The sequence below is a fragment of the Flavobacterium sp. FG68 genome, assembly GCF_057808895.1.
The window spans coordinates 69,789-96,038 of sequence record NZ_JBMDIY010000005.1 but is presented as its reverse complement, the minus strand read 5'-3'; the positions used below and the strand labels follow the sequence as shown (position 1 = coordinate 96,038).

At 31.6% G+C, this 26,250-nt stretch carries 28 protein-coding genes; 27 read left to right on the top strand and 1 reads right to left on the bottom strand.

Annotated features, from left to right (window positions below; translation table 11 throughout):
• Positions 1-9: 9 nt before the first annotated feature.
• From rplR to ctlX, 17 genes are all read left to right on the top strand, one after another.
• Positions 10-360, top strand: coding sequence for a 50S ribosomal protein L18 (gene rplR / locus ACODSB_RS04920; protein WP_053470830.1), 351 nt, complete (start codon positions 10-12; stop codon positions 358-360).
• A 3-nt stretch (positions 361-363) separates the two neighbouring features.
• A complete protein-coding gene (gene rpsE / locus ACODSB_RS04915; RefSeq protein ID WP_085950926.1) occupies positions 364-888 on the top strand; it encodes a 30S ribosomal protein S5 in 525 nt (174 codons plus the stop codon).
• A gap of 12 nt (positions 889-900) precedes the next feature.
• Positions 901-1,083, top strand: a complete 183-nt coding sequence (gene rpmD, locus ACODSB_RS04910; RefSeq protein WP_017495010.1) for a 50S ribosomal protein L30 — start codon at positions 901-903, stop codon at positions 1,081-1,083.
• A gap of 11 nt (positions 1,084-1,094) precedes the next feature.
• Positions 1,095-1,547 (top strand): 50S ribosomal protein L15, encoded by a 453-nt coding sequence (gene rplO / locus ACODSB_RS04905; RefSeq protein ID WP_017495009.1) that lies wholly within the window; start codon positions 1,095-1,097, stop codon positions 1,545-1,547.
• A 13-nt stretch (positions 1,548-1,560) separates the two neighbouring features.
• Positions 1,561-2,907, top strand: a complete 1,347-nt coding sequence (secY, locus tag ACODSB_RS04900; RefSeq protein WP_053470831.1) for a preprotein translocase subunit SecY — start codon at positions 1,561-1,563, stop codon at positions 2,905-2,907.
• A gap of 7 nt (positions 2,908-2,914) precedes the next feature.
• Positions 2,915-3,130, top strand: a complete 216-nt coding sequence (gene infA, locus ACODSB_RS04895) for a translation initiation factor IF-1 (RefSeq protein WP_007136545.1) — start codon at positions 2,915-2,917, stop codon at positions 3,128-3,130.
• Positions 3,131-3,142: 12 nt separating this feature from the next.
• A complete protein-coding gene (gene ykgO / locus ACODSB_RS04890; protein ID WP_002987490.1) occupies positions 3,143-3,259 on the top strand; it encodes a type B 50S ribosomal protein L36 in 117 nt (38 codons plus the stop codon).
• 2 nt (positions 3,260-3,261) lie between these two features.
• Entirely contained in the window at positions 3,262-3,636 is a 375-nt protein-coding gene (rpsM, locus tag ACODSB_RS04885) for a 30S ribosomal protein S13 (protein WP_012022478.1), read from the top strand.
• Between the two features lie 8 nt (positions 3,637-3,644).
• Positions 3,645-4,028: a 30S ribosomal protein S11 gene (rpsK, locus tag ACODSB_RS04880; protein ID WP_053470832.1), complete on the top strand. Its 384-nt coding sequence runs from the start codon at positions 3,645-3,647 to the stop codon at positions 4,026-4,028.
• A gap of 89 nt (positions 4,029-4,117) precedes the next feature.
• Entirely contained in the window at positions 4,118-4,723 is a 606-nt protein-coding gene (gene rpsD / locus ACODSB_RS04875; RefSeq protein WP_029272055.1) for a 30S ribosomal protein S4, read from the top strand.
• Between the two features lie 21 nt (positions 4,724-4,744).
• Positions 4,745-5,737 carry a DNA-directed RNA polymerase subunit alpha gene (locus tag ACODSB_RS04870; RefSeq protein ID WP_008464329.1) on the top strand — a complete coding sequence of 331 codons (993 nt, stop codon included), beginning with the start codon at positions 4,745-4,747 and terminating at the stop codon, positions 5,735-5,737.
• Between the two features lie 62 nt (positions 5,738-5,799).
• The gene (rplQ, locus tag ACODSB_RS04865) at positions 5,800-6,291 is read left to right on the top strand and encodes a 50S ribosomal protein L17 (RefSeq protein WP_053470833.1); all 492 of its coding nucleotides are present in this window, start codon (positions 5,800-5,802) and stop codon (positions 6,289-6,291) included.
• A 241-nt stretch (positions 6,292-6,532) separates the two neighbouring features.
• Positions 6,533-7,651 carry a glutamine-hydrolyzing carbamoyl-phosphate synthase small subunit gene (gene carA / locus ACODSB_RS04860; RefSeq protein WP_488936210.1) on the top strand — a complete coding sequence of 373 codons (1,119 nt, stop codon included), beginning with the start codon at positions 6,533-6,535 and terminating at the stop codon, positions 7,649-7,651.
• Positions 7,652-7,753: 102 nt separating this feature from the next.
• Positions 7,754-9,046 (top strand): phosphopyruvate hydratase, encoded by a 1,293-nt coding sequence (eno, locus tag ACODSB_RS04855; protein ID WP_053470835.1) that lies wholly within the window; start codon positions 7,754-7,756, stop codon positions 9,044-9,046.
• Between the two features lie 156 nt (positions 9,047-9,202).
• Positions 9,203-10,480, top strand: a complete 1,278-nt coding sequence (locus tag ACODSB_RS04850) for a citrate synthase (protein WP_053470836.1) — start codon at positions 9,203-9,205, stop codon at positions 10,478-10,480.
• Between the two features lie 63 nt (positions 10,481-10,543).
• On the top strand, positions 10,544-11,458 hold the full coding sequence (locus ACODSB_RS04845; RefSeq protein WP_180861035.1) for a dimethylarginine dimethylaminohydrolase family protein: 915 nt from the start codon (positions 10,544-10,546) through the stop codon (positions 11,456-11,458).
• 85 nt (positions 11,459-11,543) lie between these two features.
• A complete protein-coding gene (ctlX, locus tag ACODSB_RS04840) occupies positions 11,544-12,479 on the top strand; it encodes a citrulline utilization hydrolase CtlX (RefSeq protein ID WP_488936209.1) in 936 nt (311 codons plus the stop codon).
• An 80-nt stretch (positions 12,480-12,559) separates the two neighbouring features.
• Here the strand turns inward: ctlX and ACODSB_RS04835 are convergent, their stop codons facing one another.
• Positions 12,560-13,186, bottom strand: coding sequence for a MarC family NAAT transporter (locus ACODSB_RS04835; RefSeq protein WP_053470839.1), 627 nt, complete (start codon positions 13,184-13,186; stop codon positions 12,560-12,562).
• A 150-nt stretch (positions 13,187-13,336) separates the two neighbouring features.
• On the opposite strand from ACODSB_RS04835, the gene ACODSB_RS04830 reads away from it, so the two are divergent.
• The 10 genes from ACODSB_RS04830 (at position 13,337) to ACODSB_RS04785 (ending at position 26,249) form a co-directional block, all read left to right on the top strand.
• Entirely contained in the window at positions 13,337-13,702 is a 366-nt protein-coding gene (locus ACODSB_RS04830) for a CoA-binding protein (protein ID WP_053470840.1), read from the top strand.
• 187 nt (positions 13,703-13,889) lie between these two features.
• The gene (gene recR / locus ACODSB_RS04825) at positions 13,890-14,510 is read left to right on the top strand and encodes a recombination mediator RecR (protein WP_256636080.1); all 621 of its coding nucleotides are present in this window, start codon (positions 13,890-13,892) and stop codon (positions 14,508-14,510) included.
• A 70-nt stretch (positions 14,511-14,580) separates the two neighbouring features.
• Positions 14,581-15,369: a polysaccharide biosynthesis/export family protein gene (locus ACODSB_RS04820; protein WP_488936208.1), complete on the top strand. Its 789-nt coding sequence runs from the start codon at positions 14,581-14,583 to the stop codon at positions 15,367-15,369.
• A gap of 16 nt (positions 15,370-15,385) precedes the next feature.
• A complete protein-coding gene (locus ACODSB_RS04815; protein ID WP_488936207.1) occupies positions 15,386-17,836 on the top strand; it encodes a polysaccharide biosynthesis tyrosine autokinase in 2,451 nt (816 codons plus the stop codon).
• Positions 17,837-17,846: 10 nt separating this feature from the next.
• The gene (locus tag ACODSB_RS04810) at positions 17,847-18,830 is read left to right on the top strand and encodes an SDR family oxidoreductase (protein ID WP_488936206.1); all 984 of its coding nucleotides are present in this window, start codon (positions 17,847-17,849) and stop codon (positions 18,828-18,830) included.
• Positions 18,831-18,852: 22 nt separating this feature from the next.
• Positions 18,853-20,244 (top strand): UDP-glucose 6-dehydrogenase, encoded by a 1,392-nt coding sequence (locus ACODSB_RS04805; RefSeq protein WP_488936205.1) that lies wholly within the window; start codon positions 18,853-18,855, stop codon positions 20,242-20,244.
• 86 nt (positions 20,245-20,330) lie between these two features.
• On the top strand, positions 20,331-20,795 hold the full coding sequence (locus ACODSB_RS04800; protein WP_488936204.1) for a UpxY family transcription antiterminator: 465 nt from the start codon (positions 20,331-20,333) through the stop codon (positions 20,793-20,795).
• Positions 20,796-21,716: 921 nt separating this feature from the next.
• On the top strand, positions 21,717-22,724 hold the full coding sequence (locus ACODSB_RS04795) for a mannose-1-phosphate guanylyltransferase (protein ID WP_488936203.1): 1,008 nt from the start codon (positions 21,717-21,719) through the stop codon (positions 22,722-22,724).
• 11 nt (positions 22,725-22,735) lie between these two features.
• The gene (rfbB, locus tag ACODSB_RS04790; protein WP_488936202.1) at positions 22,736-23,782 is read left to right on the top strand and encodes a dTDP-glucose 4,6-dehydratase; all 1,047 of its coding nucleotides are present in this window, start codon (positions 22,736-22,738) and stop codon (positions 23,780-23,782) included.
• Between the two features lie 43 nt (positions 23,783-23,825).
• Positions 23,826-26,249, top strand: a complete 2,424-nt coding sequence (locus ACODSB_RS04785; protein ID WP_488936201.1) for an SLBB domain-containing protein — start codon at positions 23,826-23,828, stop codon at positions 26,247-26,249.
• Position 26,250: the final 1 nt, after the last annotated feature.

Here is a 26,250-nt window from a genome sequence, read left to right as displayed (position 1 = left end):
AATAAGATTATGTCATTAACAAAATCTGATAGAAGACAGAGAATTAGATTCAGAATTAGAAAATCGATTAGTGGTACTGCTGCTAACCCAAGACTATCTGTATTTAGAAGTAACAAAGAAATTTACGCTCAACTTATTGATGATGTAAATGGAGTTACTATTTTAGCTGCATCTTCAAGAGAAAAAGAAATAGGAAAAGGTACTAACGTTGAAGTAGCTGCTGCTGTTGGAAAATTAGTTGCAGAGAAAGCGTTAAAAGCTGGGATCGAAACAATCACTTTTGATAGAGGTGGTTATTTGTATCACGGTCGTATTAAATCATTAGCAGAAGGCGCAAGAGCGGCTGGACTTAAATTCTAATATATTATGTCTAAATACAAAAATGTAGAATTGGTAAAACCAAGTGGTCTTGAACTTAAAGATCGTCTGGTAAGTGTTAATCGTGTTACTAAAGTTACAAAAGGTGGTAGAGCTTTCGGTTTTTCTGCTATTGTAGTTGTAGGTGATGAAAACGGAGTAGTTGGTCACGGATTAGGAAAATCTAAAGACGTTTCTGAAGCAATTGCGAAAGCAGTAGAAGATGCTAAGAAAAATTTAGTAAAAATTCCTTTGAATGGACAATCTGTTCCTCACGAACAAAAAGGTAAATTTGGTGGTGCGCGTGTATTCTTAATTCCTGCTTCTCATGGTACAGGAGTTATTGCTGGTGGAGCTGTTCGTTCAGTTCTTGAATCAGTAGGTATTCACGACGTATTATCTAAATCTCAAGGATCATCAAATCCTCATAACGTAGTTAAGGCAACTTTTGATGCTTTATTACAAATGAGAAGCGCTCACACTGTTGCAAAACAAAGAGGTGTTTCTTTAGAAAAAGTTTTTAAAGGTTAATTCAAGGAAATTATGGCTAAATTATTAGTAAAACAAGTAAGAAGCAAAATCAACTGCCCTCTTTCTCAAAAAAGAGGATTAGAAGCTTTAGGTCTACGTAAAATGGGTCAAGTTGTAGAGCATGATTCAAACCCTGCTATCCTTGGTATGATAAACAAAGTTAAACACTTAGTTTCTGTTGAAGAAGCTAAATAACAAATACTGTTATGAATTTAAGTAACTTACAACCAGCTGAAGGGTCAACGCACAATCAAAATAAAAGATTAGGTAGAGGAGAAGGTTCTGGAAAAGGTGGTACTTCTGCAAGAGGTCACAAAGGAGCAAAATCTCGTTCTGGTTATTCTAAAAAGATTGGTTTTGAGGGAGGACAAATGCCACTTCAAAGACGTGTACCTAAGTTTGGTTTCACAAACATCAATCGTAAAGAATACGAAGGTGTTAATTTAGATACGCTTCAATTATTAGTAGACAATGGTGTGATTACTGATTCTGTTTCTATGACAGATTTCGTAGCAAATCGTCTAGCTACCAAAAATGAAATCGTTAAGATTTTAGGTAGAGGAGAATTGAAAGCAAAATTAAAAGTAACTGCCCACAAATTTACTGCTACTGCAAAAGCTGCTATTGAAGCTGCTGGTGGAGAAGCTGTAACTATATAACTTATCTATTAAGATGAAGAAATTTATTGAATCAATAAGTAATGTTTGGAAAATCGAAGAACTGAAAAATAGAATCTTAATTACATTAGGATTGCTTTTGGTATATCGTTTTGGTGCACATGTAACGCTGCCTGGAATTGACGCAACTCAATTAACAGGTTTAGCGGGACAAACTAAAAATGGTTTAGGATCTATCCTAGACATGTTTACAGGAGGTGCTTTCTCTAAAGCTTCAGTTTTTGCTTTAGGTATTATGCCTTATATTTCTGCATCTATTGTTGTTCAGTTAATGGGAATTGCGATTCCTTATTTGCAAAAACTTCAAAACGATGGAGAGAGTGGTAGAAAAAAGATTAACCAAATCACTCGTTGGTTGACTATAGCTATTACACTGGTTCAAGGTCCAACTTATATCTATAATTTATACAGAACGTTACCTGGAAGTGCATTCTTACTAGGATTTAATTCACCTGAATTTTTGTTCTCTTCTGTTATCATCTTAGTTACTGGTACAATTTTTGCTATGTGGCTTGGGGAAAAAATTACAGATAAAGGTATTGGAAATGGAATTTCATTATTAATTATGGTTGGTATCCTAGCTCGTTTACCGCAAGCTTTTATTCAAGAGTTTACAACGAGAGTTACCAATAACAATGGAGGTCCAATGTTGTTAGTTATTGAAATTATTGTGTGGTTATTGGTAATCATTTCTTGTGTATTGCTTACAATGGCAGTACGTAGAATCCCGGTTCAATACGCTCGTCGTACTACAACTGGTGACTATGAGCAAGATTTAGCAGGTGGTAACAGACAATGGATTCCTCTTAAGCTTAATGCTTCTGGAGTTATGCCTATCATTTTTGCTCAGGCAATTATGTTTATCCCTGCAGCAGTAGCTGGATTGTCTAAATCAGACACATCACAATCTATTGTTGGTGCATTTAGTAATATGTTTGGTTTCTGGTATAATTTTGTTTTTGCAACTTTAATTATTGTATTTACATTCTTTTATACTGCGATCACTGTACCTACTAACAAAATGGCTGATGATTTAAAAAGAAGTGGTGGTTTTATCCCGGGAGTTCGTCCTGGAGCTGAAACTTCTGAATTTCTTGATAAAGTGATGTCTTTAATAACTTTCCCAGGATCTTTATTCCTTGCTTTGATTGCTGTGTTCCCAGCTATTGTTGTAAGTATTATGGATGTACAACAATCTTGGGCAATGTTTTTTGGAGGTACCTCATTAATAATTATGGTTGGAGTTGCGATAGATACTATTCAACAAATCAATTCATACTTGTTAAACAAACATTATGATGGTTTAATGAAGACTGGTAAAAATAGAAAAGCAGTAGCTTAATATATTTATGGCAAAACAATCAGCAATAGAACAAGACGGATCAATCATTGAAGCATTATCTAATGCGATGTTCCGTGTGGAGTTAGAAAATGGACATATTGTAATTGCTCATATTTCTGGAAAAATGCGTATGCATTATATCAAGTTATTACCTGGTGATAAAGTGAAACTAGAAATGAGTCCTTACGATTTGTCAAAAGCAAGAATTACTTATCGATATTAAAGGATATTCACTATGAAAGTTAGAGCATCAGTAAAAAAGAGAAGTGCCGAGTGCATTATCGTGCGTAGAAAAGGAAGATTGTACGTGATAAACAAAAAGAATCCTAGATTTAAACAAAGACAAGGATAATTATGGCAAGAATAGCAGGGGTAGATATCCCAAAAAACAAGAGAGGTGTTATAGCACTTACCTACATCTTCGGATTAGGAAAAAGTAGAGCTATTGAGATTTTAGAGAAAGCTCAAGTTAGCCAAGATAAAAAAGTTCAAGATTGGAATGATGACGAGATCGGAGCGATTCGTGATGCTGTTTCATTTTACAAAATTGAAGGAGAGTTACGTTCTGAAGTTTCTTTGAACATCAAACGTTTAATGGATATTGGTTGTTATAGAGGAATTCGTCATAGATCTGGTCTTCCATTAAGAGGTCAAAGAACTAAAAACAACTCTAGAACTAGAAAAGGAAAAAGAAAAACTGTTGCTAACAAGAAAAAAGCAACTAAATAATAAGTAATATGGCTAAAGCAACTGCAAAAAAACGTAAAGTTATCGTTGAATCAACGGGTGAAGCTCATGTTTCTTCTACTTTTAACAATATTATTATTTCTTTGACAAATAAGAAAGGTGAAGTTATTGCTTGGTCTTCAGCTGGGAAAATGGGTTTCAGAGGTTCTAAAAAGAATACTCCGTACGCAGCTCAAATGGCAGCAGAAGATTGTAGTAAAGTAGCTCTTGAGGCTGGACTTAAAAAAGTAAAAGTTTATGTAAAAGGACCAGGAAACGGACGTGAGTCTGCTATCCGTTCTATTCATAACGGTGGAATTGAAGTTACTGAGATTATCGACGTTACTCCAATGCCTCACAACGGATGTCGTCCTCCTAAAAGACGTAGAGTTTAATACTCAAAATTTATAGTATAACCTAGATTGAAAATAGATTATCGAAGGATAAGACCTGAATTCATAATCTCAATCTTAAACAATTCAAAATGGCAAGATATACTGGTCCTAGCACAAGAATCGCCCGTAAATTTGGCGAAGCAATCTTCGGAGATGATAAATCTTTCGAAAAAAGAAATTACCCACCTGGACAACACGGGATGGCTAAAAAAAGAGGAAAAAAATCTGAGTACGCTGTTCAGTTAATGGAAAAGCAAAAAGCTAAATATTCTTATGGAATTTTAGAAAAACAATTCAGAAATTTATTCGAAAAAGCATCAGCTACTAAAGGAGTTACTGGTGAAGTTTTATTACAACTATGTGAAGCAAGATTAGATAATGTTGTTTTTAGAATGGGAATTGCTCCATCTAGAAGAGGTGCTCGTCAAATAGTATCTCACAGACACATTACAGTAAACGGTGAAGTTGTTAATATTCCTTCTTACCACCTTAAGCCTGGTGATAAAGTTGCAGTTCGTGAAAAATCTAAATCTTTAGAGGCTATCGAGCGTTCTTTATCAAATTCAAGTCATGTTTATGAATGGATTACTTGGAACAATGATCTTAAAGAAGGAACTTTTGTTTCTGTACCTGCGAGACTTCAAATTCCAGAAAACATTAAAGAACAATTAATCGTAGAGTTGTACAACAAATAATAATTGACTTAGTCGAAATTTATGGCAATATTTAATTTTCAAAAGCCCGATAAAGTTATCATGATCGATTCAACCGATTTTGAAGGTAAATTCGAATTTAGACCTTTAGAACCTGGTTATGGATTGACAGTTGGTAATGCACTTAGAAGAGTTTTGCTTTCAGCGTTAGAAGGTTATGCAATTACATCTGTTCGTATCGAAGGTGTAGATCATGAGTTTTCTACTATTTCAGGTGTTGTTGAAGATGTTACCGAAATTATCCTTAATCTAAAGCAAGTACGTTTCAAACGTCAGATAGAAGATATCGATAATGAATCAGTTACTATTTCTGTTTCTGGTAAAGATCAATTAACAGCAGGTGATTTTCAAAAATTTATCTCAGGTTTTCAAGTTTTGAATCCAGACCTTGTTATCTGTAATTTAGATTCTAAAATCAAATTGAACTTCGATTTAACAATCGAAAAAGGTAGAGGATACGTTCCTGCTGAGGAGAACAAAAAACAAAATGCTGCAATTGGAACGATTTTTACAGATTCTATTTTTACTCCGGTAAAAAATGTAAAATATGCAATCGAAAATTTCCGTGTAGAGCAAAAAACAGATTACGAAAAATTAGTTTTTGAAATTAAAACTGATGGATCTATTAATCCAAAAGATGCTCTTACTGAAGCTGCTAAAGTTTTAATTCACCATTTCATGTTGTTTTCTGATGAAAGAATTACACTTGAGGCTGACGAAATTGCACAAACAGAATCGTATGATGAAGAGTCATTGCATATGAGACAATTGCTTAAAACTAAGCTTGTTGATATGGATTTATCTGTAAGAGCATTAAATTGCTTGAAAGCGGCTGAAGTTGATACACTTGGTGATTTAGTATCGTTCAATAAAAATGACCTAATGAAATTCCGTAATTTTGGTAAAAAATCTTTAACTGAACTTGATGAACTTGTTGCAGTGAAGAATTTAACTTTCGGAATGGATTTAGCTAAATACAAATTAGATAAAGAATAATTTACTTCATATTTTGCTCTCCATAGTGGATTGTAGCAAGATGAAGATAAAAAAAACACGTCATGAGACACGGAAAAAAATTCAACCACTTAAGCAGACAGACTGGACATAGAAAAGCTATGTTAGCTAATATGGCTTGTTCTCTTATCGAGCACAAACGTATTAACACTACTGTTGCTAAAGCTAAAGCGCTTAAACAATTCGTTGAGCCTTTAATCACAAAATCAAAAGAAGATACGACTCACAATCGTCGTATTGTTTTTGCATACTTACGTAGCAAATATGCTGTTACTGATTTGTTCAGAGATGTAGCTGCTAAAGTTGGTGACCGTCCAGGTGGATACACTCGTATCATTAAAGTTGGAAATCGTTTGGGAGATAACGCTGATATGGCGATGATCGAACTTGTAGATTTCAATGAACTTTACAATGGAGGTAAAAAAGAAGTTAAAAAAGCTAAAAGCCGTCGTGGTGGTAAAGCTAAGAAAGCTGAAGGTACTGCTCCTGAAGCTCCTGCTGCTGAATCAGAATCGACTACTGAAGCTTCTGAATAATTATGAAAGTAATGATTCTATAGAAATCAAGGATAAGCTAATTTTTAGTTTATCCTTTTTTTTTGATTTTTTTTAGAAGAGTAAAATTTAACTTATTTAAGTGTCAAGGTTTTATTTTTATGAATGAAAAATTTAAAAAATCTTGGCAGCACTCTTTTAAAGAAGTAAATTTGCAAAATATCTAATTACAAATGAAACATTAAAGTTTCATAAGACGATTAAAAACAATACAAATTAAAGAATGAAATACACAACACGACAAAGCGCCATTTTATTACTAAGTGATGGAACTATTTTTCATGGTAAATCTATCGGAATCAGCGGTAAAACTTTTGGTGAAGTTTGTTTTAATACTGGAATGACCGGATATCAGGAAATTTTTACAGACCCTTCTTATTTTGGTCAAATTATGGTTGCGACTAATCCGCATATTGGTAATTATGGTGTTAATGATTTAGAAGTAGAATCAGACAGCATCAAGATTGCTGGTTTGGTTTGTAAAAACTTTAGCTTTAATTATTCTAGAGAAGGTGCTTCTGGAAGTTTAGAAGATTATTTTACTAAACAAAACCTGATTTGTATTTCTGATGTTGATACAAGAGCTCTTGTAAGTTATATTCGTGACAATGGAGCTATGAATGCTGTCATTTGTACAGATGGAACTTCAATTGAAGATTTGAAAAAGGAATTAGCAAATGTTCCTGACATGGAAGGTTTAGAGCTGGCTTCAAAAGTATCTACAACTGAACCTTATTTTGTTGGAGATGAAAATGCAACATATAAAATTTCGGCACTTGATCTTGGAATCAAAAAGAACATTTTAAGAAACCTAGCTAAGAGAGATTGTTATATAAAAGTTTTTCCATACAATTCAACTTATGAAGATTTGAATTCTTTTAATCCAGATGGGTTTTTCTTGTCAAATGGACCTGGAGATCCAGATCCTTTATTTGGAGCCATTGAAGTTGCAAAGAAAATCATTGCCGAGGATAAGCCTTTATTTGGAATCTGTTTAGGACATCAGGTAATTGCTTTGGCAAATGGTGTTCAGACTTATAAAATGTTTAATGGACATCGTGGGATTAACCATCCGGTAAAAAATATCATTACAGGAAAAGGTGAAATTACTTCTCAAAATCATGGTTTTGCTGTAAAGAAAGAGCAATTAGATAATCACCCTGATTTAGAAATCACACATTTACATTTAAATGATGGAACTGTTGCAGGTATGAGAATGAAAAATAAGAATTGTTTTTCAGTACAATATCACCCAGAAGCAAGTCCGGGACCGCATGATTCGTCATATTTATTTGATCAATTTGTTGAGAATATAAAACTGACTGTGTCTAAAACGATGTAGTTAATAAATAAAGGTGTTTAGTAAAGAAAATTCGTTTTTAATATTAAATATTTTTCTAATTTCGAAAAAAAATCTATAATCTATTAATAAAAAACAAAAATAATGAGTATTATAATTAAAGTTCACGCAAGACAAATTTTGGATTCCAGAGGAAATCCTACTATTGAGGTTGATGTAGTAACTGAAAACGGAGTTTTAGGAAGAGCTGCAGTTCCATCTGGAGCATCAACTGGAGAACACGAAGCTGTTGAATTACGTGATGGAGGTAAAGCTTATCTTGGAAAAGGAGTTTTGAATGCAGTGAACAATGTAAATACTGTTATTGCTGAGGAATTAGTTGGAACTTCTGTTTTCGAACAAAATACAATTGATCAATTAATGATCGATTTAGATGGGACTCCAAATAAATCTAAATTAGGAGCTAATGCAATTTTAGGTGTTTCTTTGGCTGCTGCAAAAGCTGCTGCTAACGAACTTGGGTTACCTTTATACAGATATGTAGGTGGAGTTTCTGCTAATACCTTACCTGTTCCAATGATGAATATCATCAATGGAGGTTCTCACTCTGATGCGCCTATCGCATTCCAGGAATTTATGATTTTCCCTGTAAAAGCAACTTCTTTTACACATGCTATGCAAATGGGAACTGAAATTTTCCACAGCTTGAAAAAAGTTTTACACGACAGAGGTTTAAGTACAGCTGTTGGTGATGAAGGTGGTTTTGCTCCAAATTTAGCAGGTGGTACTGAAGATGCTTTAGATACTATCAAATTAGCTGTTGAAAAAGCTGGATATACTTTTGGTGACGAAATTATGATTGCTCTTGACTGTGCAGCTTCTGAGTTTTATGTAAACGGTAAATATGATTACACTAAATTTGAAGGTGAAACTGGAAAAATCAGAACATCTGAAGAGCAAGCGGATTATTTAGCTGAACTTGCGGCTAAATATCCAATTATTTCTATCGAAGATGGTATGTATGAAGATGACTGGGATGGATGGAAATATTTAACTGAAAAAATTGGAAATAAAGTACAATTAGTAGGTGATGATTTATTTGTTACTAATGTTGCTCGTTTGTCAACTGGTATTGAAAAAGGAATCGCTAATTCAATCCTTGTAAAAGTAAACCAAATTGGAACTTTGACAGAAACTATCGCTGCAGTAAATATGGCTAAGAATGCTGGTTATACTTCAGTAATGTCTCACCGTTCTGGAGAAACAGAAGATAATACAATTGCTGATTTAGCAGTTGCTTTAAACTGTGGACAAATTAAAACAGGTTCTGCTTCTCGTTCTGATCGTATGGCAAAATACAATCAATTATTAAGAATCGAAGAAGAGTTAGGAAGTACTGCTTATTTCCCTGGATTAAACGCTTTCAAGATCAAATAATCGTAAGAGTTATATGTTGAAAAGAAACCATTCGTGTTAACGAATGGTTTTTTTTTGGAGTTTTAACAAATTCATAGCAGGATTCTTTTTTTAGTTAGTCTTAAATTCCTTAGATTTGATAAATTATTATTTTATAGAATTATTTCCGATTATATTATGTCAAAAATAGCTACATTAGAAGTAGATGGTCAAAAAATTGAACTTCCGGTAATCACAGGAAGCGAAAATGAATCAGCTATCGATATTAACAAATTACGTGATTTAACAGGTATTATTACAATTGATCCGGGATATAAAAACTCTGGATCTTGTAAAAGTGAAATCACTTTCTTAGACGGAGAATTAGGAATTTTACGTTACAGAGGATATTCAATCGAAGACTTAGCTGAAAAGGCTAGTTTTTTAGAAGTTTCTTATCTTTTGATTTTCGGAGAATTACCAACAGCTCAGGAATTAGAGCAGTTTGAAAATGGTATTAAAAAACATACTTTGGTAAACGAAGAAATGAAAAATATCATTGATGGTTTTCCAAAAACAGCTCACCCAATGGGAGTTTTATCTGCTTTAACAAGTGCTTTAACGGCATTTAACCCAAAAGCAGTTAATGTAGACAATGAAAAAGAAATGTACGAAGCCATTTGTAAAACAATGGGTAAATTTCTTGTAATTGCTACTTGGACTTATAGAAAATCTATGGGTTATCCATTAAATTATTACGATAACACAACAGGTTATGTAGATAATTTTATGCAGTTAATGTTTAAATTACCTACAGGACCTTATTCAGCAAATCCTGTTGTAGTTGATGCTTTAGATAAATTATTTATTCTTCATGCAGATCACGAACAAAACTGTTCAACATCTACAGTAAGAATGGTAGGTTCGTCTCATGCTGGTTTATTTGCTTCTATTTCTGCAGGAGTTTCTGCTCTTTGGGGACCGCTTCACGGAGGGGCTAACCAAGCAGTACTTGAAATGCTTGAGGAAATTAATAAAGACGGTGGAGATACGGATAAATTCTTGGCAAAAGCTAAAGATAAAAATGATCCTTTCCGTTTAATGGGATTCGGTCATAGAGTTTATAAAAACTTTGATCCAAGAGCAAAAATTATCAAAAAAGCAGCTAAAGAAGTTTTAGAAACTTTAGGTGTTGAAGATCCGATTTTAGAAATTGCTAAAAAATTAGAAGCAGCAGCCCTTGAAGATGATTACTTCAAATCAAGAAATTTATATCCAAACGTTGATTTCTACTCTGGAATTATTTACAGAGCATTAGGAATTCCAACAGATATGTTTACGGTTATGTTTGCTATCGGAAGACTTCCAGGCTGGATTGCACAATGGAAAGAAATGCGTGAAAATAAAGAGCCAATAGGAAGGCCAAGACAAATTTATACTGGACATCCTTTAAGAGACTTTAAGTCTAACAAATAAAAAAACTAAAGCTTTACTTAACTGTAAAGCTTTTTTTATCTTTGTCAAAAATATAATAAAGTTATGTTGCAATTAAATGTAAAGAACGAAACTTCAAGATTGCGTGCTGTAGTTTTGGGTTCAGCCGTTCATAATGGGCCAACTCCTTCATTAGAAGAGGCCTATGATCCTAAATCATTGGAACATATTAAAGCTGGAACATATCCAATCGAAAAAGATATGGTTGCTGAGATGGATGCTTTTAATGCTGTTTTTCAGAAATACGATGTAACTGTTTATCGTCCTGAAATGATTGAAAATTACAATCAGATTTTTGCCAGAGATATAGGATTTGTAATTGATGATGTTTTCATAAAATCAAATATTTTACCAGATCGTGAACGCGAGTTAGATGCAATTCAATATGTGATTGATCAAATTGATGCAATAAAAGTTGTACGCCCGCCAGAAGAAGTTCACATTGAAGGCGGAGATGTTATGCTTTGGAACGATCATATTTTTATTGGAACATACAAAGGAAGTGATTACAAAGATTATATTACTGCCAGAACAAATATGCATGGCGTAAATTATATTAAAGAATTGTTTCCAAATAAGATTGTGAAAGAATTTGATTTAGTTAAATCGAAGTTAGAAGCTCGTGACAATGCGTTGCACTTAGACTGTTGTTTTCAACCTGTTGGAAAAGACAAAGGAATCATTTATAAAAGAGGTTTCCGTGAAGAAGCAGATTATTTGTATTTGGTAAATCTTTTCGGAAAAGAAAACTTATTTCATATTGAAAGAGAAGAAATGTACAATATGTTTTCAAATGTTTTTTCGATTGATAAAGATGTTGTTGTTTCTGAAAAAAACTTTACCAGATTAAATAACTGGCTTCGAGCAAATGGTTTTACTGTAGAAGAAATTCCGTATGCTGAAATTGCAAAACAGGAAGGTTTGTTAAGATGTTCAACTTTGCCATTAATTAGAGATTAAAATAGTTGTTTCAAGTTCTAAGTTTCAGGTTTCAAGTTGTTGTAACCTGAAACTTGAAACCTGAAACAAAATAAAAATATAAAAAATGAAACAAACAACAAATGCAATTGTAATGATTCGGCCTGTTGCTTTCAGAATGAATGAGCAGACAGCTGTAAATAATTATTACCAAAAAGTATTAGACGGATTATTACCAAGTACAGTGAATGCAAAAGCACAGCAAGAGTTTGATACTTTTGTTGAAAAACTAAGGGCTGTTGGTGTTGACGTGACCGTAATTGAAGATAATTTGGAAACTGATACTCCAGATAGTATTTTTCCAAACAATTGGGTTTCATTTCACGAAAACGGAGATGTCGCACTTTATCCTATGTTTGCAGAAAATCGTCGTTTAGAGCGCCGTGAAGATATTTTAGATACTTTAGAAGAAAAAGGTTTCGAAATTTCTAATATAATGGATTATACATCTGCAGAAGATGATGGTTATTTTTTAGAAGGAACCGGAAGCTTACTTTTAGATCGTGCCAATGCAAAAGCATATTGTGCATTATCTCCTCGTGCTGACGAAGAATTGTTTATTGAGTTTTGCGAAGATTTTGATTATGCTCCAGTAATTTTTGAAGCTTTTCAAACTGTTGACGGTGAGCGTAAATTGATATATCATACAAATGTTATGATGTGTTTGGGTGAAACTTTTGCAGTTATTTGTGCAGATTGTATCGATGACAAAAAAGAACGTAAGATGGTTCTTGATAACCTTAAAGATGATAAAAAAGAAATTATTTTAATTACAGAAGATCAGGTTAATAATTTTGCTGGAAACATGCTGGAAGTTAGAGGGAAAAACGATAAAAAATATATAGTTATGAGTGCATCAGCTCATCAAAGTTTGACTCCGAAACAAATTCAACAATTAGAAAAACATGCAGAGATTTTAAGTTCAAGTTTAGATACAATTGAAGCTTGCGGTGGCGGAAGCGCAAGATGTATGATGGCTGAAGTGTTTTTACCAAGAAATTAAAATTAGTCTATAAAATAAAAAAAGGGATATAAACACTAAGTTTTTATCCCTTTTTTGTTTTGTATAAATATGGAAACATTTTAAAAATTTCCTTTTATAATATTTACGATCGAACTTACGATATATTGAATTCCGATAGAAATTACAATAAAACCAACAATTCTGGAGATTGCTACAATTCCTGATGCTCCTAAAATTCTTGCCAGATAATGTGCGCTTTTAAGAATAACAAAAATAACGACGGCAATTGCTAAAATTGCAAGACAAGAAAAAATGATTTCCTCCACTTGATGATGTTCCTGATAAAATGCAATTAATAAAGAAATAGATCCTGGTCCAGCAAGCATTGGGATTGCTAATGGAGTTAAAGCAATGTCATTTCTTTGCTGTACTTCGTTTTCAATTTTTTTATTGATCCCTCGTTTTTTATTGAATTTACCGGAAAGCAATGAAAAACCAGAATTAACAATCACGATTCCGCCTGCAATTCGAAGTGCATCAATACTTATTCCGAAAAAAGTTAAAACGTATTGGCCAATAAAAAAAGAAACCAATAAGATAATACCAACATTTATGGCAGTCCATAAAGAAATTCTAGAGCGTTCTTTTTGAGAATCATGCTGCGTTAATCCAACAAAAATGGGAACTGTCCCAATTGGGTTTAGTACTGAGAAAAGTGCAGCAAATAGATAAATAAATAAATCCATATAATATTGGTTAGTGAAGTAAAAATAGTCAAATTTAATACTTGGGTGTAAATTTATATTATGATATTATTTTTTACAGTCAATATTCTAAATCAATAGAATAAATTATGCTCGTCCTTTTTAACTACTTTTGTGAAATATTCTAATATAATGAAAAATAAAAAAACATTGTTGCTTGGAGCAACCACAAAACCTGATCGCTATGCTTTTAGAGCAATAAATGCATTAACCCAAAAAGGGCATACTGTTCTTGCAATTGGACAAAACACTGGGGAAGTGGCAGGGGTAAAAATTCATACCAAAGCCGTTCCGGTTAAAAATATAGATACAGTAACTTTATATCTAAATCCTACTCGTCAGCGTGATTATTATAATTACATCGTTGAAGCACAGCCTAAAAGAGTAATCTTCAATCCCGGAACAGAAAATCCTGAATTATATCAATTGTTGGAATTAAATAATATTGAAGTTGAAGTTGCATGTACTTTGGTTTTATTGGCTACGAATCAATATTAATTTTTTCGTGAGCTAATATCGGCTATCCATTATATCTTTTATGGCTTCCGAAATATCGGGATCGCCATAAAAGAATATCGTTTTTATTGATGCTAAAATAAATTCAGTAATAATATATAATCTTTTGAATGCTGATTTTAGATGTGTCAAAGCCGGCTATACCATTAAAAGTATTACTTTTGTCGTCATGGAATTTTCATCAAAACTTATTGAAAAAGCGGTCAACGAGATGTCGCAATTGCCAGGAATTGGTAAGCGTACAGCATTGCGTTTAGTTCTTCATTTGTTAAAGCAGCCAAAAGAACAAACAGGATTTCTGTCACAAGCGTTATTAAATATGCGTGAAGACATTAAATTCTGTCAAAATTGCCATAATATATCAGATACGAAGATTTGTGAAATTTGTGCAAATACTAGCAGAAATCATCAAACGATTTGTGTTGTAGAAGACATACGCGATGTCATGGCGATTGAAAATACTGGACAATACAGAGGGATTTATCATGTTTTAGGAGGTAAAATTTCTCCAATTGAGGGAGTTGGTCCAAGCCAGTTAAATATTTCTACTTTAGTTGAAAAAGTAAAATCAGGAAAAGTGGTTGAAATAATCTTCGCCTTGAGTTCTACAATGGAAGGAGATACCACAAATTTTTACATTTATAAACAAATCGCCGATTCAGAAATTGTGATTTCTACTATAGCAAGGGGAATTTCCGTTGGAGATGAATTAGAATATGCTGATGAAATTACACTTGGAAGAAGTATTTTGCATCGTGTTCCGTTCGAAAAAACTTTCAAAAGCAATTAAATGCCAGTAAATAATATATAGATTTCCTGAAAACTAAAGGAAAAACTATATTTGCGTTAAAATTTTCAAAATGACAAAAAACAACCTCTATATATTATTGCTGATTAGTACATTATTTACCTCTTGTATCCCACTAAATGATCTTGTGTATCTGCAGGATAAAAATACTTCATCAGAGCAAAATAAGATTGCATCAGTAGAATCTAAGCCTTATAGATTACAAGCAAATGATGTTTTAAGCATAAACATAAAAGCTATTGATCCTAAATTAGTATCTATTTTTAATAAAACAGAAAGTAATATTGAAGGAAAGTCTGAGTCAACATTGTATTTTGATGGATTTACAGTAGATGATCATGGAAATATTAGAATTCCAATTTTAGGGGAAATAAATGTCATTGGGTATACTCTTGAAGAAGTTCGCATAAAAATTGAAAAAAAACTGCTTGAAGAATATTTTAAAAGCGAGGCCAATATTTTTGTTACAGTTAAATTGGCAGGTTTTAGATATACTATAAATGGAGAAGTGGGGAGTACCGGTACAAAAACATTATTTAAAGATAATGTAAATATAATGGAGGCAATTGCGAATGCTGGTGATATTACCACTGTTGGTAATAGGAAATCTGTAATGGTTATTCGCCAAACTCCAACAGGAGTTCAAATGAATGAGATAGATCTAACGGATGTTAATGTCATGAAATCACCCTATTATTATTTACAACCAAACGATTATATTTATGTAAAACCGTTGAAGCAAAAAACATGGGGGACTGGACAAACGGGGATTCAGTCTATAGGCACAATTATAACTTTATTGTCATTAGCTACAACAGTTTATTTGATAATCAGAAATTAAAAAATAATTTATTAAGATGTTAGATATAAAAGATTTTTCCATTTTTGAGAATCATTCAAATTTTGATTTTAAGGGATTTTTATTAAAAATCTTAAGTTATTGGAAATGGTTTTTGGCAAGTTTAATTATTGCTTTTACAATTGCATATCAGGTAAATATCCGAAAAGAAAAAATTTACGGAATGCAAACCATGATTTCTATAAAAGAAGAAAGCAATCCGTTTTTTACATCTAACACAAGCTTAGTTTTTAATTGGGGCGGAATCTCAGATCAGGTTAATGGAATTTCGACCATATTGCAATCAAGGTCACATAATGAGTTGGTTGTTGATAAGTTACAGTACTATATTGATTATCTTGAACAAGGAAAATACAATTTAATTGATTCATATGGAGCAGTTCCTTTTTATATTGATATTGATAAAACAAAAGGACAGCTTGCAAATACTTTAATTAGTATTAAATTTCTAAGTGAGAATGAATATCAAATTCAAATACCATTTGAAAGTAATTCAGTTTCGTTAATTACTTATTCTACCAATACTTATAGTAATACTTCTGTACAGCCTTTAACCTTTATTAAAAAATATAAAGTTGGAGAGCACGTTTCTCTGCCTTTTTTAAATTGGAAATTAAAAATTAATGATAATCCCGGATTTTATAAAGGGAAAGAATATTTTGTAAAATTTAATGATTTTGACGGAACAGTTTCTCGTTACAAAGGAATAAGTGTAGATAGTGATAAAAATGGAGGGTCTCTTCTTACTTTAGGAATGCAGGGGACTAATAAAGCCCGTATGGTTGAATATTTAAACGCTACAGTTAAAATGCTGATAAAGATTCAATTAGACGGTAAGAATCAGTTTGCAACTAATACAATAAGATTTATAGACAGTACCCTTGTTGCTATGGAGGGGCAGTTGAAGGAGACTGGTAACGAATTGAAAACTTTTAGAAAAGATAAAAATATTTATGAAATTGAAGGAGGCGCTGCTAAGTTTTCAGATAAAATAATGGATTTTGATGTTGAAAAAGATCTAGTCACAAGAAAAATTGCATATTATAATTCTTTAAAATCTTATTTAAATAATAGCGTTGATTATTCTAGACTCCCGGCACCTTCTGTAGCAGGTATAGAAGATCCTAATATTGTCACAAATATCTCTAAGCTTATTGCCCTTTCTACACAAAGATCAGAGATGGCTTATGCCGTAAAAAGTGATAAAATTTTCAAAGATTTTGATAATCAAATGCAAGCTGTTAAAAGTGTTTTGTTAGAAAATATTATTTCTGCTAAAGCTTCCTTGCTTTATGACCTATCGCTGGTAAATGCAAAAATTGGACAGGCAGAAAGTACGGTTAAAAGACTTCCAGAAGAACAACAAGAGTTGTTGAAAATTAAAAGGAAATACGATTTAAATGATAATATTTATACCGAATTTCTTCAGAAACGAAATGAGGCAGAAATCGTAAAAGCTTCAAATTTATCAGACATTCACTTTATTGACCCTGCAAAAGATATTGGTGAAGGCTTAATTGGACCAAAAACTTCTGCTAATTATATCCTGGCTTTATTTTTGGGGATATTAATCCCGTTAATAATTGTATCTATAATTTTCTTTATTAATAATTCAATTCAAAATACTGATGATATTAGTAAGTTGACAGAAATACCAATAATAGGAGTAGTAGGATTAAATAAAGACGCAGTAAGTTTAGCTGTGTTTGACAAGCCAAAATCTGCTCTTTCGGAAGCTTTTAGAGGTATACGATCATCATTACAATTTTTATATAAAAGACAACAGCTTTATGGTTCAAAAACTTTGATGATCACTTCATCTATAAGTGGTGAAGGAAAAACATTTTGTTCAATTAATATTGCCACAGTTTTTGCTTTAAGTGAAAAGAAAACAGTTATCGTTGGCCTGGATTTAAGAAAACCAAGATTAGCAGATGAATTCTCTTTAGTAAATCAACAATTAGGAGTTGTTAATTATTTAATTAAACAAAATACTTTGGATGAAATTACAAATTCAACACAAGTTCCAAATCTTGATGTAATACTTTCCGGACCAATTCCTCCAAATCCGTCAGAATTAATTCTAAGTGATGCAATGAAAGAGTTAATAGATGAATTAAAACAAAAATATGATTATATAATTCTTGATACTCCTCCAGTTGGTTTAGTTTCAGATGCATCAGAACTTGTTCAATATGCAGATGTTACTTTATATATTGTTAGACAGAATTATACAAAAAAAGATATGATAACGTTGCTTAATAATAAAGTAAAAAGAGGGGAATTAAGTAATACAAGTATCGTTTTTAATGGTTTCGAAAACAAAGCAAAATACGGTTCTACATATGGCTATGGATACGGTTACGGAGCTTACTCGAATGGATATCATGAAGAAGAGAAACAAAGCGGACTTTGGAACTTGATTTCTGGTAAATTTAGAAAAAAATAATTTTGAACAAATGAACATTCCAAATCAAAATACAATACTAATTACTGGTGGAGCTGGTTTTATAGGTTCGAATCTATCAGAACATTTTCTGGGATTAGGCCATAAGGTAATTTGTTTAGATAATTTTTCTACCGGTCATCGTCATAATTTAAAGCATGTTATAGAAAATCCAAACTTTAAATTAATTGAAGGTGACATAAGAAATATCGAAGATTGTATTCTGGCAGTTGAAGGTGTTGATTATGTTTTACATCAGGCGGCATTAGGATCTGTTCCAAGATCAATAAATGATCCTATAACAACCAATGAAGTAAATGTTTCAGGTTTTCTAAACATGTTAGTTGCTTCCAGAGATGCAAAAGTAAAACGTTTTGTATATGCAGCCAGTTCGTCGACTTATGGAGATTCTGAAGGATTGCCAAAAGTTGAAGATGTAATTGGAAAACCATTATCTCCTTACGCAATAACTAAATATGTAAACGAATTATATGCTGAAATTTTCAGTAAAACTTATGGTTTAGAAACAATAGGATTACGTTATTTTAATGTTTTTGGAAGAAAACAAGATCCAGATGGAGCTTACGCTGCAGTAATTCCAAAGTTTGTTAAACAATTAATGAATCATGAAAGTCCAATTATTAATGGTGATGGTAATTATTCACGCGACTTTACATATATAGACAACGTGATTCAAATGAATGAACTGGCAATAACGACTCAAAATCAATCTGCTTATAATACGGTTTATAATACTGCTTTTGGAGATCGGAACACATTAAATGACTTGGTAAAATATTTAAAAAAATATTTGTCTGAATTTGATCCAAAAATTGCTGATGTAGAGATTATATATGGCAGAAATAGAGCAGGAGATATTCCACATTCATTGGCAAGTATCGATAAGGCAAAAAGTCTTTTAGGATATAATCCGAAATATTCTCTTCAGGAAGGATTAAAAGAAGCAGTAAGCTGGTACTGGAATAATTTGAAATAAATAAAGATAATAATTATAGTAAATGGAAATTACAAAAATTTGCTGCATAGGGGCTGGTTATGTTGGAGGTCCTACAATGGCCGTAATTGCACAAAAATGTCCACATATTCAAGTTACAGTTGTAGATTTGAATGAACAAAGAATTAAGGATTGGAATGATCCAAATACTGATAATATTCCTATTTATGAGCCAGGACTTGCAGAAATTGTTGCAGAAGCTAGAGGAAGAAATTTGTTTTTTTCAACAGAAGTAGAAAAAGCAATTGACGAAGCACAGATAATCTTTATTTCAGTTAATACCCCAACCAAAACTTATGGAAAGGGAAAAGGTATGGCAGCTGATTTAAAATATATTGAGTTATGTGCCAGACAAATTGCAAAAGTTGCGAAACAAAATAAAATTGTTGTCGAAAAATCTACTTTACCAGTTCGTACTGCCGAAGCTATAAAAAGTATATTAGATAATACTGGTAACGGTGTACAGTTTCAAATTTTATCAAATCCCGAATTTTTAGCAGAAGGAACGGCAGTTACAGATCTATTAAACCCGGATCGAATTTTAATTGGAGGAGATACAACTCCAGAAGGAGAGATTGCAATTATTGCTCTTGTAAATGTTTATGCAAATTGGGTTAATAGAGACAAGATTTTAACAACAAATGTTTGGTCATCAGAATTGTCTAAATTAACAGCTAATGCATTTTTAGCACAGCGTATTTCGTCTATCAATGCAATGTCTGAATTATGTGAAAAAACTGGAGCAGATGTAAATGAAGTTGCAAAAGCAATTGGAATGGATAGCAGAATTGGACCGAAGTTTTTAAAAGCTTCTGTTGGTTTTGGAGGGTCTTGTTTTCAGAAAGATATCTTAAATCTAGTTTATATTGCTAAGACTTATGGCTTAAATGAAGTAGCAGATTATTGGGAGCAGGTTATAATTATGAACGATCATCAAAAAAGAAGATTTTCAAATAAAATTGTTCAGACTTTATATAATACTGTTGCCGATAAAAAAATTACTTTTTTAGGTTGGGCTTTCAAAAAAGATACAAACGATACACGCGAATCTGCGGCAATTTATGTAGCAGATGATTTAATAAACGAGCAAGCGAAAATTTCTGTATATGATCCAAAAGTGTCAAGAAATAAAATGTTAAGCGATTTAGATTATTTAGAAACCAGAAGCGTTGAAGAAAATATTAATTCGTTAACCATATTTAATGATGCTTATGATGCTTGTAAAGATTCACATGCTATTGCCGTATTAACTGAATGGGATGAATTTACAACTTATGATTGGCAAAAAATTTATCAATCAATGCATAAGCCGGCATTTGTTTTTGATGGAAGAAATATACTAGATGCTAAAAAGTTAGAATCAATTGGTTTTGTTTATAAAGGAATAGGTTCTTAATGAGAGTGTGTTTATTGAGATGAAATTTAATATGAAGTGAGAAAAAGTGGTTGGTTTAAGATTTATTTTCAATATAAATAGAAATTATGAATTGGTATGTGATTTATACAAAACCGAAATGGGAGAAAAAAGTAGCTGAAAGACTTATTCAGATGGGGATTGAATGCTATTGTCCTTTAATAACAAAAATAAAACAATGGTCAGATAGAAAGAAGAAAGTTGAAATGCCGCTTTTTAATTCTTATGTTTTTGTTCAATTGCCCGATAGTGAAAGAAATTCTGTTTTTGAAATAGCAGGTGTTGTGAGATATTTATTTTGGCTTGGAAAACCTGCAGTGGTTCGTGATGAAGAAATTAATATAATAAAAAACAGTTTAAAAGCTCCGAATATTGCCGATGCTTCTGTTATTCCATTTCATGTTGGTGACAAAATTAAATTAGAATCAGGGGTTTTTAATAATCAAAATGCGATTGTTCAGGAAGTTTTAAATACACATTATATTTTAGTTCTTGAATCATTGGGATGTGTATTAAAAATTAAATATAAGTAAAATTAAGTCGCTTTATTTAGTTTTAGATAGCATCTTTTTATTATCTTTCTAAGTTATACAGAGAATAAAATTTCAGTTTATGAGTTTTATTCTCTGTTTTTATTTTGTAAATATTTTATTACATATTGATTATTAAGGTGTTAGTGTTTTAAATGTCTCTAATTCTATGTTTTACTAAGTATTACGAAAAACTGTAGTGAATAAATTGACTTTTATCTTATATTTGCCGAAAATAATTTTACGTAGTCTGATCTCATTTTTTGTGACTCGGAAAGGCGAAGCCGTGAATTTAAATGACTTGAAGCTTATGTTAAAGTAAGAATATATTTAGTATTAACTGTGTTTTTATTTTCTTAACCATGACGTTTGCAACATATTAATGAGGTTGAAGTTGAGTATTATATAGGTATGTTGTCACAGGATATTTATAAGTCAATCTAAATTCAATAATGGTTATGTCAGTAATACAGTTTATTTGATTGTATTGAAGGCAAAAATTGGAAGATCTTTCTGAAATAATTTTAATATGACGACGTTTAAATGACAGTAAATGGAATTTTGCTTCGCATATTTATCAAGCTAGAATAAAAAAATCAAGTAACCTAACTAGAGTTTTTAATTTTCTGTATATCTATATGTTAGAGACAATTAAATGATGCTAAAACATAAAGATAATATTTACAATATCTGACTCTTTAAACTATTATCAAAGAAGCCAAAAGAATATAGAAATTAGATACTAAATTCTTTGCCAGAAAAAAAATTGATGCTATAGTTTTGGAGTAACGTATGAGGAATTTTAAATTAATTTTTTTGAATTGGAAAAGAAAGCAGTATATTATATGATTTAAAAGGGAGTCTAAAGATTGCTGACCATAATGGCTGTAGTGTTTTTTGAGTCTTTAGTTAATTAAAAAAAAAATGAAAAAAAGTAATTCGATTATACATGTAATTTTAACAGGTGGAGTAGGAAGTAGATTATGGCCTCTTTCTCGTAAAAGCCAGCCAAAGCAATATTTAGAAATTTTTGAAAACAAATCATTGTTTGAGATGACAGTTGAGCGTAATAGCCATCTTGCAGATAAGGTAATGGTAGTTGGGAATGTAGATAATCATCATTTGAGTGGGAAAGTGATGGATAAAACTAAGACTGTATATGTAAATATTGTTGAGGCTACTCCAAGAAATACTGCAGCAGCAATTGCTTTTGCGGCATTTGCTTCAAATCCAGCAGATATCTTAATTATAACGCCATCTGATCACATTATAGATAAGATAGATGCATACAATGATGCTATTCAAGCAGCAGTTTTTAAAGCACAGGATGGTTTTATAGTTACTTTTGGAATTATTCCAACTAAGCCAGAAACGGGTTACGGCTATATAGAATCAAAAGGAGATAAAGTATTATCGTTTAGAGAAAAACCAAATGAAACTACTGCAAAAGAATTTATAGCAAGAGGTAATTTTTTATGGAATAGTGGAATGTTTTGTTTTAAAGCTGGAGTCCTATTAGAAGAATTGAAACAATTTCAGCCTGACGTTTACGACAAATCTAAAGCTGTTTGGGAATCAAGTAAAGATGGTTTTCTAGATTTAGATTTATCGTTAGAAATTCCATCCATTAGCATTGATTATGCTGTTATGGAAAGGAGTAAAAAAATTAAAGTTGTTCCGGCTTCTTTTTCGTGGTCAGATTTAGGTTCTTTTGAATCTGTTTATGAATATTTGGTGTCAAAGGGACATCCAATAGATAAAAATGGCAATATGGTTATAGGTTGTGAAAATCATACAACTTTTTTAGGTTTAAGTAATACTATATTTGTTCATACTAATACAGCTAATTTAATTTTACAAAAAGAAAATTCACAAGATGTAAAAGATGTATATAATGAACTAGAAAAGCAAAATTCAGATTTATTAAATTAATTGAAGTTTAAATGAAAAAAATTCTTATAACTGGCGGTGCTGGCTTTATTGGTTCCCATGTAGTAAGGCGTTTTGTGAATAAATATCCAAATTATCAAATTTTTAATCTGGATGTTTTAACTTATGCAGGAAATCTTGAGAATATAAAAGATATTGAAAATAAATCAAATTATACTTTCGTGAAAGGTGATATCGTTGACGAAAGATTTATTAATGATCTTTTTTCAAAACATAATTTTGATGGGGTTTTACATTTAGCAGCAGAATCACATGTTGATCGTTCTATTGAAGATCCTTTAGCTTTTGTAAAAACAAATGTAATTGGAACCATGAATCTTTTAAATGCTGCAAAAAATCAATGGAAAAATAATTTTGATGGGAAAAGATTTTACCATATAAGCACTGATGAAGTATTCGGATCTCTAGGAGCTGAAGGTTTTTTTACAGAAACTACTGCATATGATCCAAATTCGCCTTATTCTGCTTCAAAAGCTAGTTCTGATCATTTTGTTAGAGCATATGGAGAAACATATGGGTTGCCATACGTTTTAACGAATTGCTCAAATAATTATGGATCGTATCATTTTCCAGAAAAACTAATTCCTCTTTTTATTAATAATATTATTAATAATAAACCTTTGCCAGTTTATGGTGATGGAAATTATACTCGTGACTGGCTATTTGTAGAAGATCATGCTATTGCAATAGATTTAGTTTTTCATAATGGTAAAAATCATGAGACTTACAATATTGGAGGTTTTAATGAATGGAAAAATATTGATTTGGTTAGATTATTATGCCAAATTATGGATAAAAAATTAGAAAGAATTGAAGGGACTTCTCAAAAATTAATTACTTACGTTAAAGACAGACCAGGGCATGACTTAAGATATGCAATCGATGCTACAAAAATTAATAAAGAGTTAGGCTGGAAGCCAACAGTTACTTTTGAAGAGGGATTAGAAAGAACAATCAATTGGTATCTAAATAACGAAAAATGGCTAGAAAGTGTTACTTCTGGGGCATATAAAGATTATTATAAAAAACAATATTCTTAAAATATTTGAATAGTTTAGGTTTAATTAAATTAATAATTAATTTATGAAAAAAATAAGATACGTTCTTACTTTAATTTTTATTATAGTCTCATTTAGTATAAATGCACAGAATATTTTTAAATCAAAAGATTTAAGTACTATAAATGTAGATAACTTATCCCAAGATGATATTGTTAAAATTGACGCACAATTAAAGAGTAACAATATGACTGTTGATCAAGCAGAACCAATGGCTATATCAAAAGGTATGAGCCAGAATGACTTTAATAAATTACGAACTAGGTTGAACAATTTGTCAAATGGATCCATAAATAATGCTAACAACACTAATCAAGAAATTGAAAATAAAAATAAATTTGGAAGGAATCAAGAAAAAATCTCAAATAACAAAGTAAAAGATTCCCTAAATTCATTAATTTTTGGGTCTGAACTTTTTGATAACCCTACATTAAATTTTGAACCTGATTTAAAATTGGCAACCCCAATGAACTATATATTAGGACCTGGTGATGAATTGCAAGTAAGTATTTATGGAGTGCAAGAATATAATGCAAGTATTGCAGTAAATGTTGAAGGTAAAATTACGATTCAAAATGTAGGACAAATTGCTGTTTCAGGAATGTCAATTGAGGCTGCAACTCAAAAAATTAAATCAGCTATAGCAAGAGTTTATAGTACCGTTCAATCTGGACAATCTCAAGTTAGTATTAGTTTAGGCCAAATACGTACTATTAAGATAACAGTAGTTGGTGGTAAACAACCTGGGAATTATTCAATATCATCTTTAGCTACTGTATATAATGCTTTGCATTTGGCTGGAGGTCCTGGAAAAAATGGTAGTTATAGAAATATTGAATTAATTCGAAACAATAAAATTTACAAAAATATTGATATCTATAGATTTTTAGTTAAAGGTGATCAGTCTGATAATATTAGTTTAAAAGAAAATGATGTTATTCGAATTCCGGCATATAGTCATCGAGTTATTGTTGAAGGCGAAGTGAAGCGTCCAGGAATTTTTGAAATGAAAAACAACGAAACGTTTTCTGATTTATTAAATTTTGCTTCAGGTTTTAACGAGTTTGCTTATACAGCTGCTGTCAATGTTATACAAAAAACAGGGAAAGAGTTTAAAGTTCATGATATAAATGAAAATGATTTTAATACTTATATGCCACAATCAGGAGATGTATTTAGAATTACTAAAATTCTGAATCGATTTGAAAATCGTATTAAAATTGAAGGTGCAGTTTTTAGACCTGATTATTATTCTTTCACAGAAGGAATGAGGATTTCAGATCTTATTGCGCGTGCTGAAGGGCTTAAAGAAGATGCATATACAAAAAGAGCCAGAATAATTCGTTTGAAACCAGATTTAACAACAGAAATTGTAAATATTGATTTGAGTACAGCATTAACGGGTAATCTAGATTCAGATATTGAATTAAAGAGAGAAGATATTATAACAGTTTACTCAGTTTTAGATTTTAAAGAGGACTATAAAGTAACTATCGATGGGGAGGTGAAGAACCCTGGTGTATATGATTATTTTGAAAATATAACATTAAATGATTTAATAGTTCAGGTCGGTGGATTAACAGGTTCTGCATCTAAACGAGTTGAAATTGCAAGAATGGTTAAGTCTGATGCAATAAAAGATTCTGATTTAAATAGAATAGAATTACTTCAATTCGAAATGACCTCTGATAGTAATGAACAAGTCAATAATTTTATTATAAAACCTTTCGATGTTATTAATATTAGAAGATTGGCTGTATATGAAAAACCTCAAATGGTAACTGTTAGTGGAGCTGTTATATATCCCGGAAAATATGTTTTGGCGAATAAAAAAGAAACGGTTTATAATATTGTAACAAGAGCTGGTGGATTAACTTCGGTAGCAAACATCGAAGGGATGAAGATTAAAAGGCCTATTAAACAAGAACAAATAGATAAGATAAAAAGTATTGATTTAAATTTATCTCAAAATGATACTTTAAGCGAGAAATTGACAAAAAAATTGGAGGAGGATTTAAAGTTTTCTACAATTCCTGTTAATTGGGAAAAAATTGTTAAAGACAAGAATCACTTTTCCAATGTTACCTTATTTCCTGGAGATGAAATTATAATATCTACTTACAGTGAAGGAGTTAAAGTTACAGGAAATGTATTGCTTACATCTGAAATTCCTTACCAAAGAGGAAAGGGGTTTAAATATTATATTAATGCTGTTGGTGGTGTTGACAGTAAAGGCTGGAAGAAAAAAGCCTATATTATATATCCTAATGGTAATGCATCTGTTACAAAATCTTTTTTATTTTTTAGAACGTATCCAAAAGTTACACCAGATTCACAAATTGTTGTTCCAGAAAAACCAGAAACCAAAAAGATGTCAACAGGTGAATGGGTTGGAATTGGCAGTGTACTAACTAGTTTAGCCTTACTAATTGTTACAGCTTTTAAATAAT

Excerpts from the sequence above, each read along its gene's own strand:
- ACODSB_RS04795 (WP_488936203.1), top strand. The coding sequence starts at position 21,717 with ATGAAAAAAAGTAATTCGATTATACATGTAATTTTAACAGGTGGAGTA.
- ACODSB_RS04845 (WP_180861035.1), top strand. The coding sequence starts at position 10,544 with ATGTTGCAATTAAATGTAAAGAACGAAACTTCAAGATTGCGTGCTGTA.
- ACODSB_RS04800 (WP_488936204.1), top strand. The coding sequence starts at position 20,331 with ATGAATTGGTATGTGATTTATACAAAACCGAAATGGGAGAAAAAAGTA.
- infA (WP_007136545.1), top strand. The coding sequence starts at position 2,915 with ATGGCAAAACAATCAGCAATAGAACAAGACGGATCAATCATTGAAGCA.
- ACODSB_RS04850 (WP_053470836.1), top strand. The coding sequence starts at position 9,203 with ATGTCAAAAATAGCTACATTAGAAGTAGATGGTCAAAAAATTGAACTT.
- ACODSB_RS04830 (WP_053470840.1), top strand. The coding sequence starts at position 13,337 with ATGAAAAATAAAAAAACATTGTTGCTTGGAGCAACCACAAAACCTGAT.
- rpsM (WP_012022478.1), top strand. The coding sequence starts at position 3,262 with ATGGCAAGAATAGCAGGGGTAGATATCCCAAAAAACAAGAGAGGTGTT.
- ACODSB_RS04810 (WP_488936206.1), top strand. The coding sequence starts at position 17,847 with ATGAACATTCCAAATCAAAATACAATACTAATTACTGGTGGAGCTGGT.
- ACODSB_RS04785 (WP_488936201.1), top strand. The coding sequence starts at position 23,826 with ATGAAAAAAATAAGATACGTTCTTACTTTAATTTTTATTATAGTCTCA.
- rplQ (WP_053470833.1), top strand. The coding sequence starts at position 5,800 with ATGAGACACGGAAAAAAATTCAACCACTTAAGCAGACAGACTGGACAT.
- ACODSB_RS04805 (WP_488936205.1), top strand. The coding sequence starts at position 18,853 with ATGGAAATTACAAAAATTTGCTGCATAGGGGCTGGTTATGTTGGAGGT.
- rplR (WP_053470830.1), top strand. The coding sequence starts at position 10 with ATGTCATTAACAAAATCTGATAGAAGACAGAGAATTAGATTCAGAATT.
- secY (WP_053470831.1), top strand. The coding sequence starts at position 1,561 with ATGAAGAAATTTATTGAATCAATAAGTAATGTTTGGAAAATCGAAGAA.
- ACODSB_RS04870 (WP_008464329.1), top strand. The coding sequence starts at position 4,745 with ATGGCAATATTTAATTTTCAAAAGCCCGATAAAGTTATCATGATCGAT.
- eno (WP_053470835.1), top strand. The coding sequence starts at position 7,754 with ATGAGTATTATAATTAAAGTTCACGCAAGACAAATTTTGGATTCCAGA.
- rpmD (WP_017495010.1), top strand. The coding sequence starts at position 901 with ATGGCTAAATTATTAGTAAAACAAGTAAGAAGCAAAATCAACTGCCCT.
- ctlX (WP_488936209.1), top strand. The coding sequence starts at position 11,544 with ATGAAACAAACAACAAATGCAATTGTAATGATTCGGCCTGTTGCTTTC.
- rpsD (WP_029272055.1), top strand. The coding sequence starts at position 4,118 with ATGGCAAGATATACTGGTCCTAGCACAAGAATCGCCCGTAAATTTGGC.
- rplO (WP_017495009.1), top strand. The coding sequence starts at position 1,095 with ATGAATTTAAGTAACTTACAACCAGCTGAAGGGTCAACGCACAATCAA.
- ykgO (WP_002987490.1), top strand. The coding sequence starts at position 3,143 with ATGAAAGTTAGAGCATCAGTAAAAAAGAGAAGTGCCGAGTGCATTATC.
- rfbB (WP_488936202.1), top strand. The coding sequence starts at position 22,736 with ATGAAAAAAATTCTTATAACTGGCGGTGCTGGCTTTATTGGTTCCCAT.
- ACODSB_RS04815 (WP_488936207.1), top strand. The coding sequence starts at position 15,386 with ATGTTAGATATAAAAGATTTTTCCATTTTTGAGAATCATTCAAATTTT.
- carA (WP_488936210.1), top strand. The coding sequence starts at position 6,533 with ATGAAATACACAACACGACAAAGCGCCATTTTATTACTAAGTGATGGA.
- ACODSB_RS04835 (WP_053470839.1), bottom strand. The coding sequence starts at position 13,186 with ATGGATTTATTTATTTATCTATTTGCTGCACTTTTCTCAGTACTAAAC.
- rpsK (WP_053470832.1), top strand. The coding sequence starts at position 3,645 with ATGGCTAAAGCAACTGCAAAAAAACGTAAAGTTATCGTTGAATCAACG.
- ACODSB_RS04820 (WP_488936208.1), top strand. The coding sequence starts at position 14,581 with ATGACAAAAAACAACCTCTATATATTATTGCTGATTAGTACATTATTT.
- recR (WP_256636080.1), top strand. The coding sequence starts at position 13,890 with ATGGAATTTTCATCAAAACTTATTGAAAAAGCGGTCAACGAGATGTCG.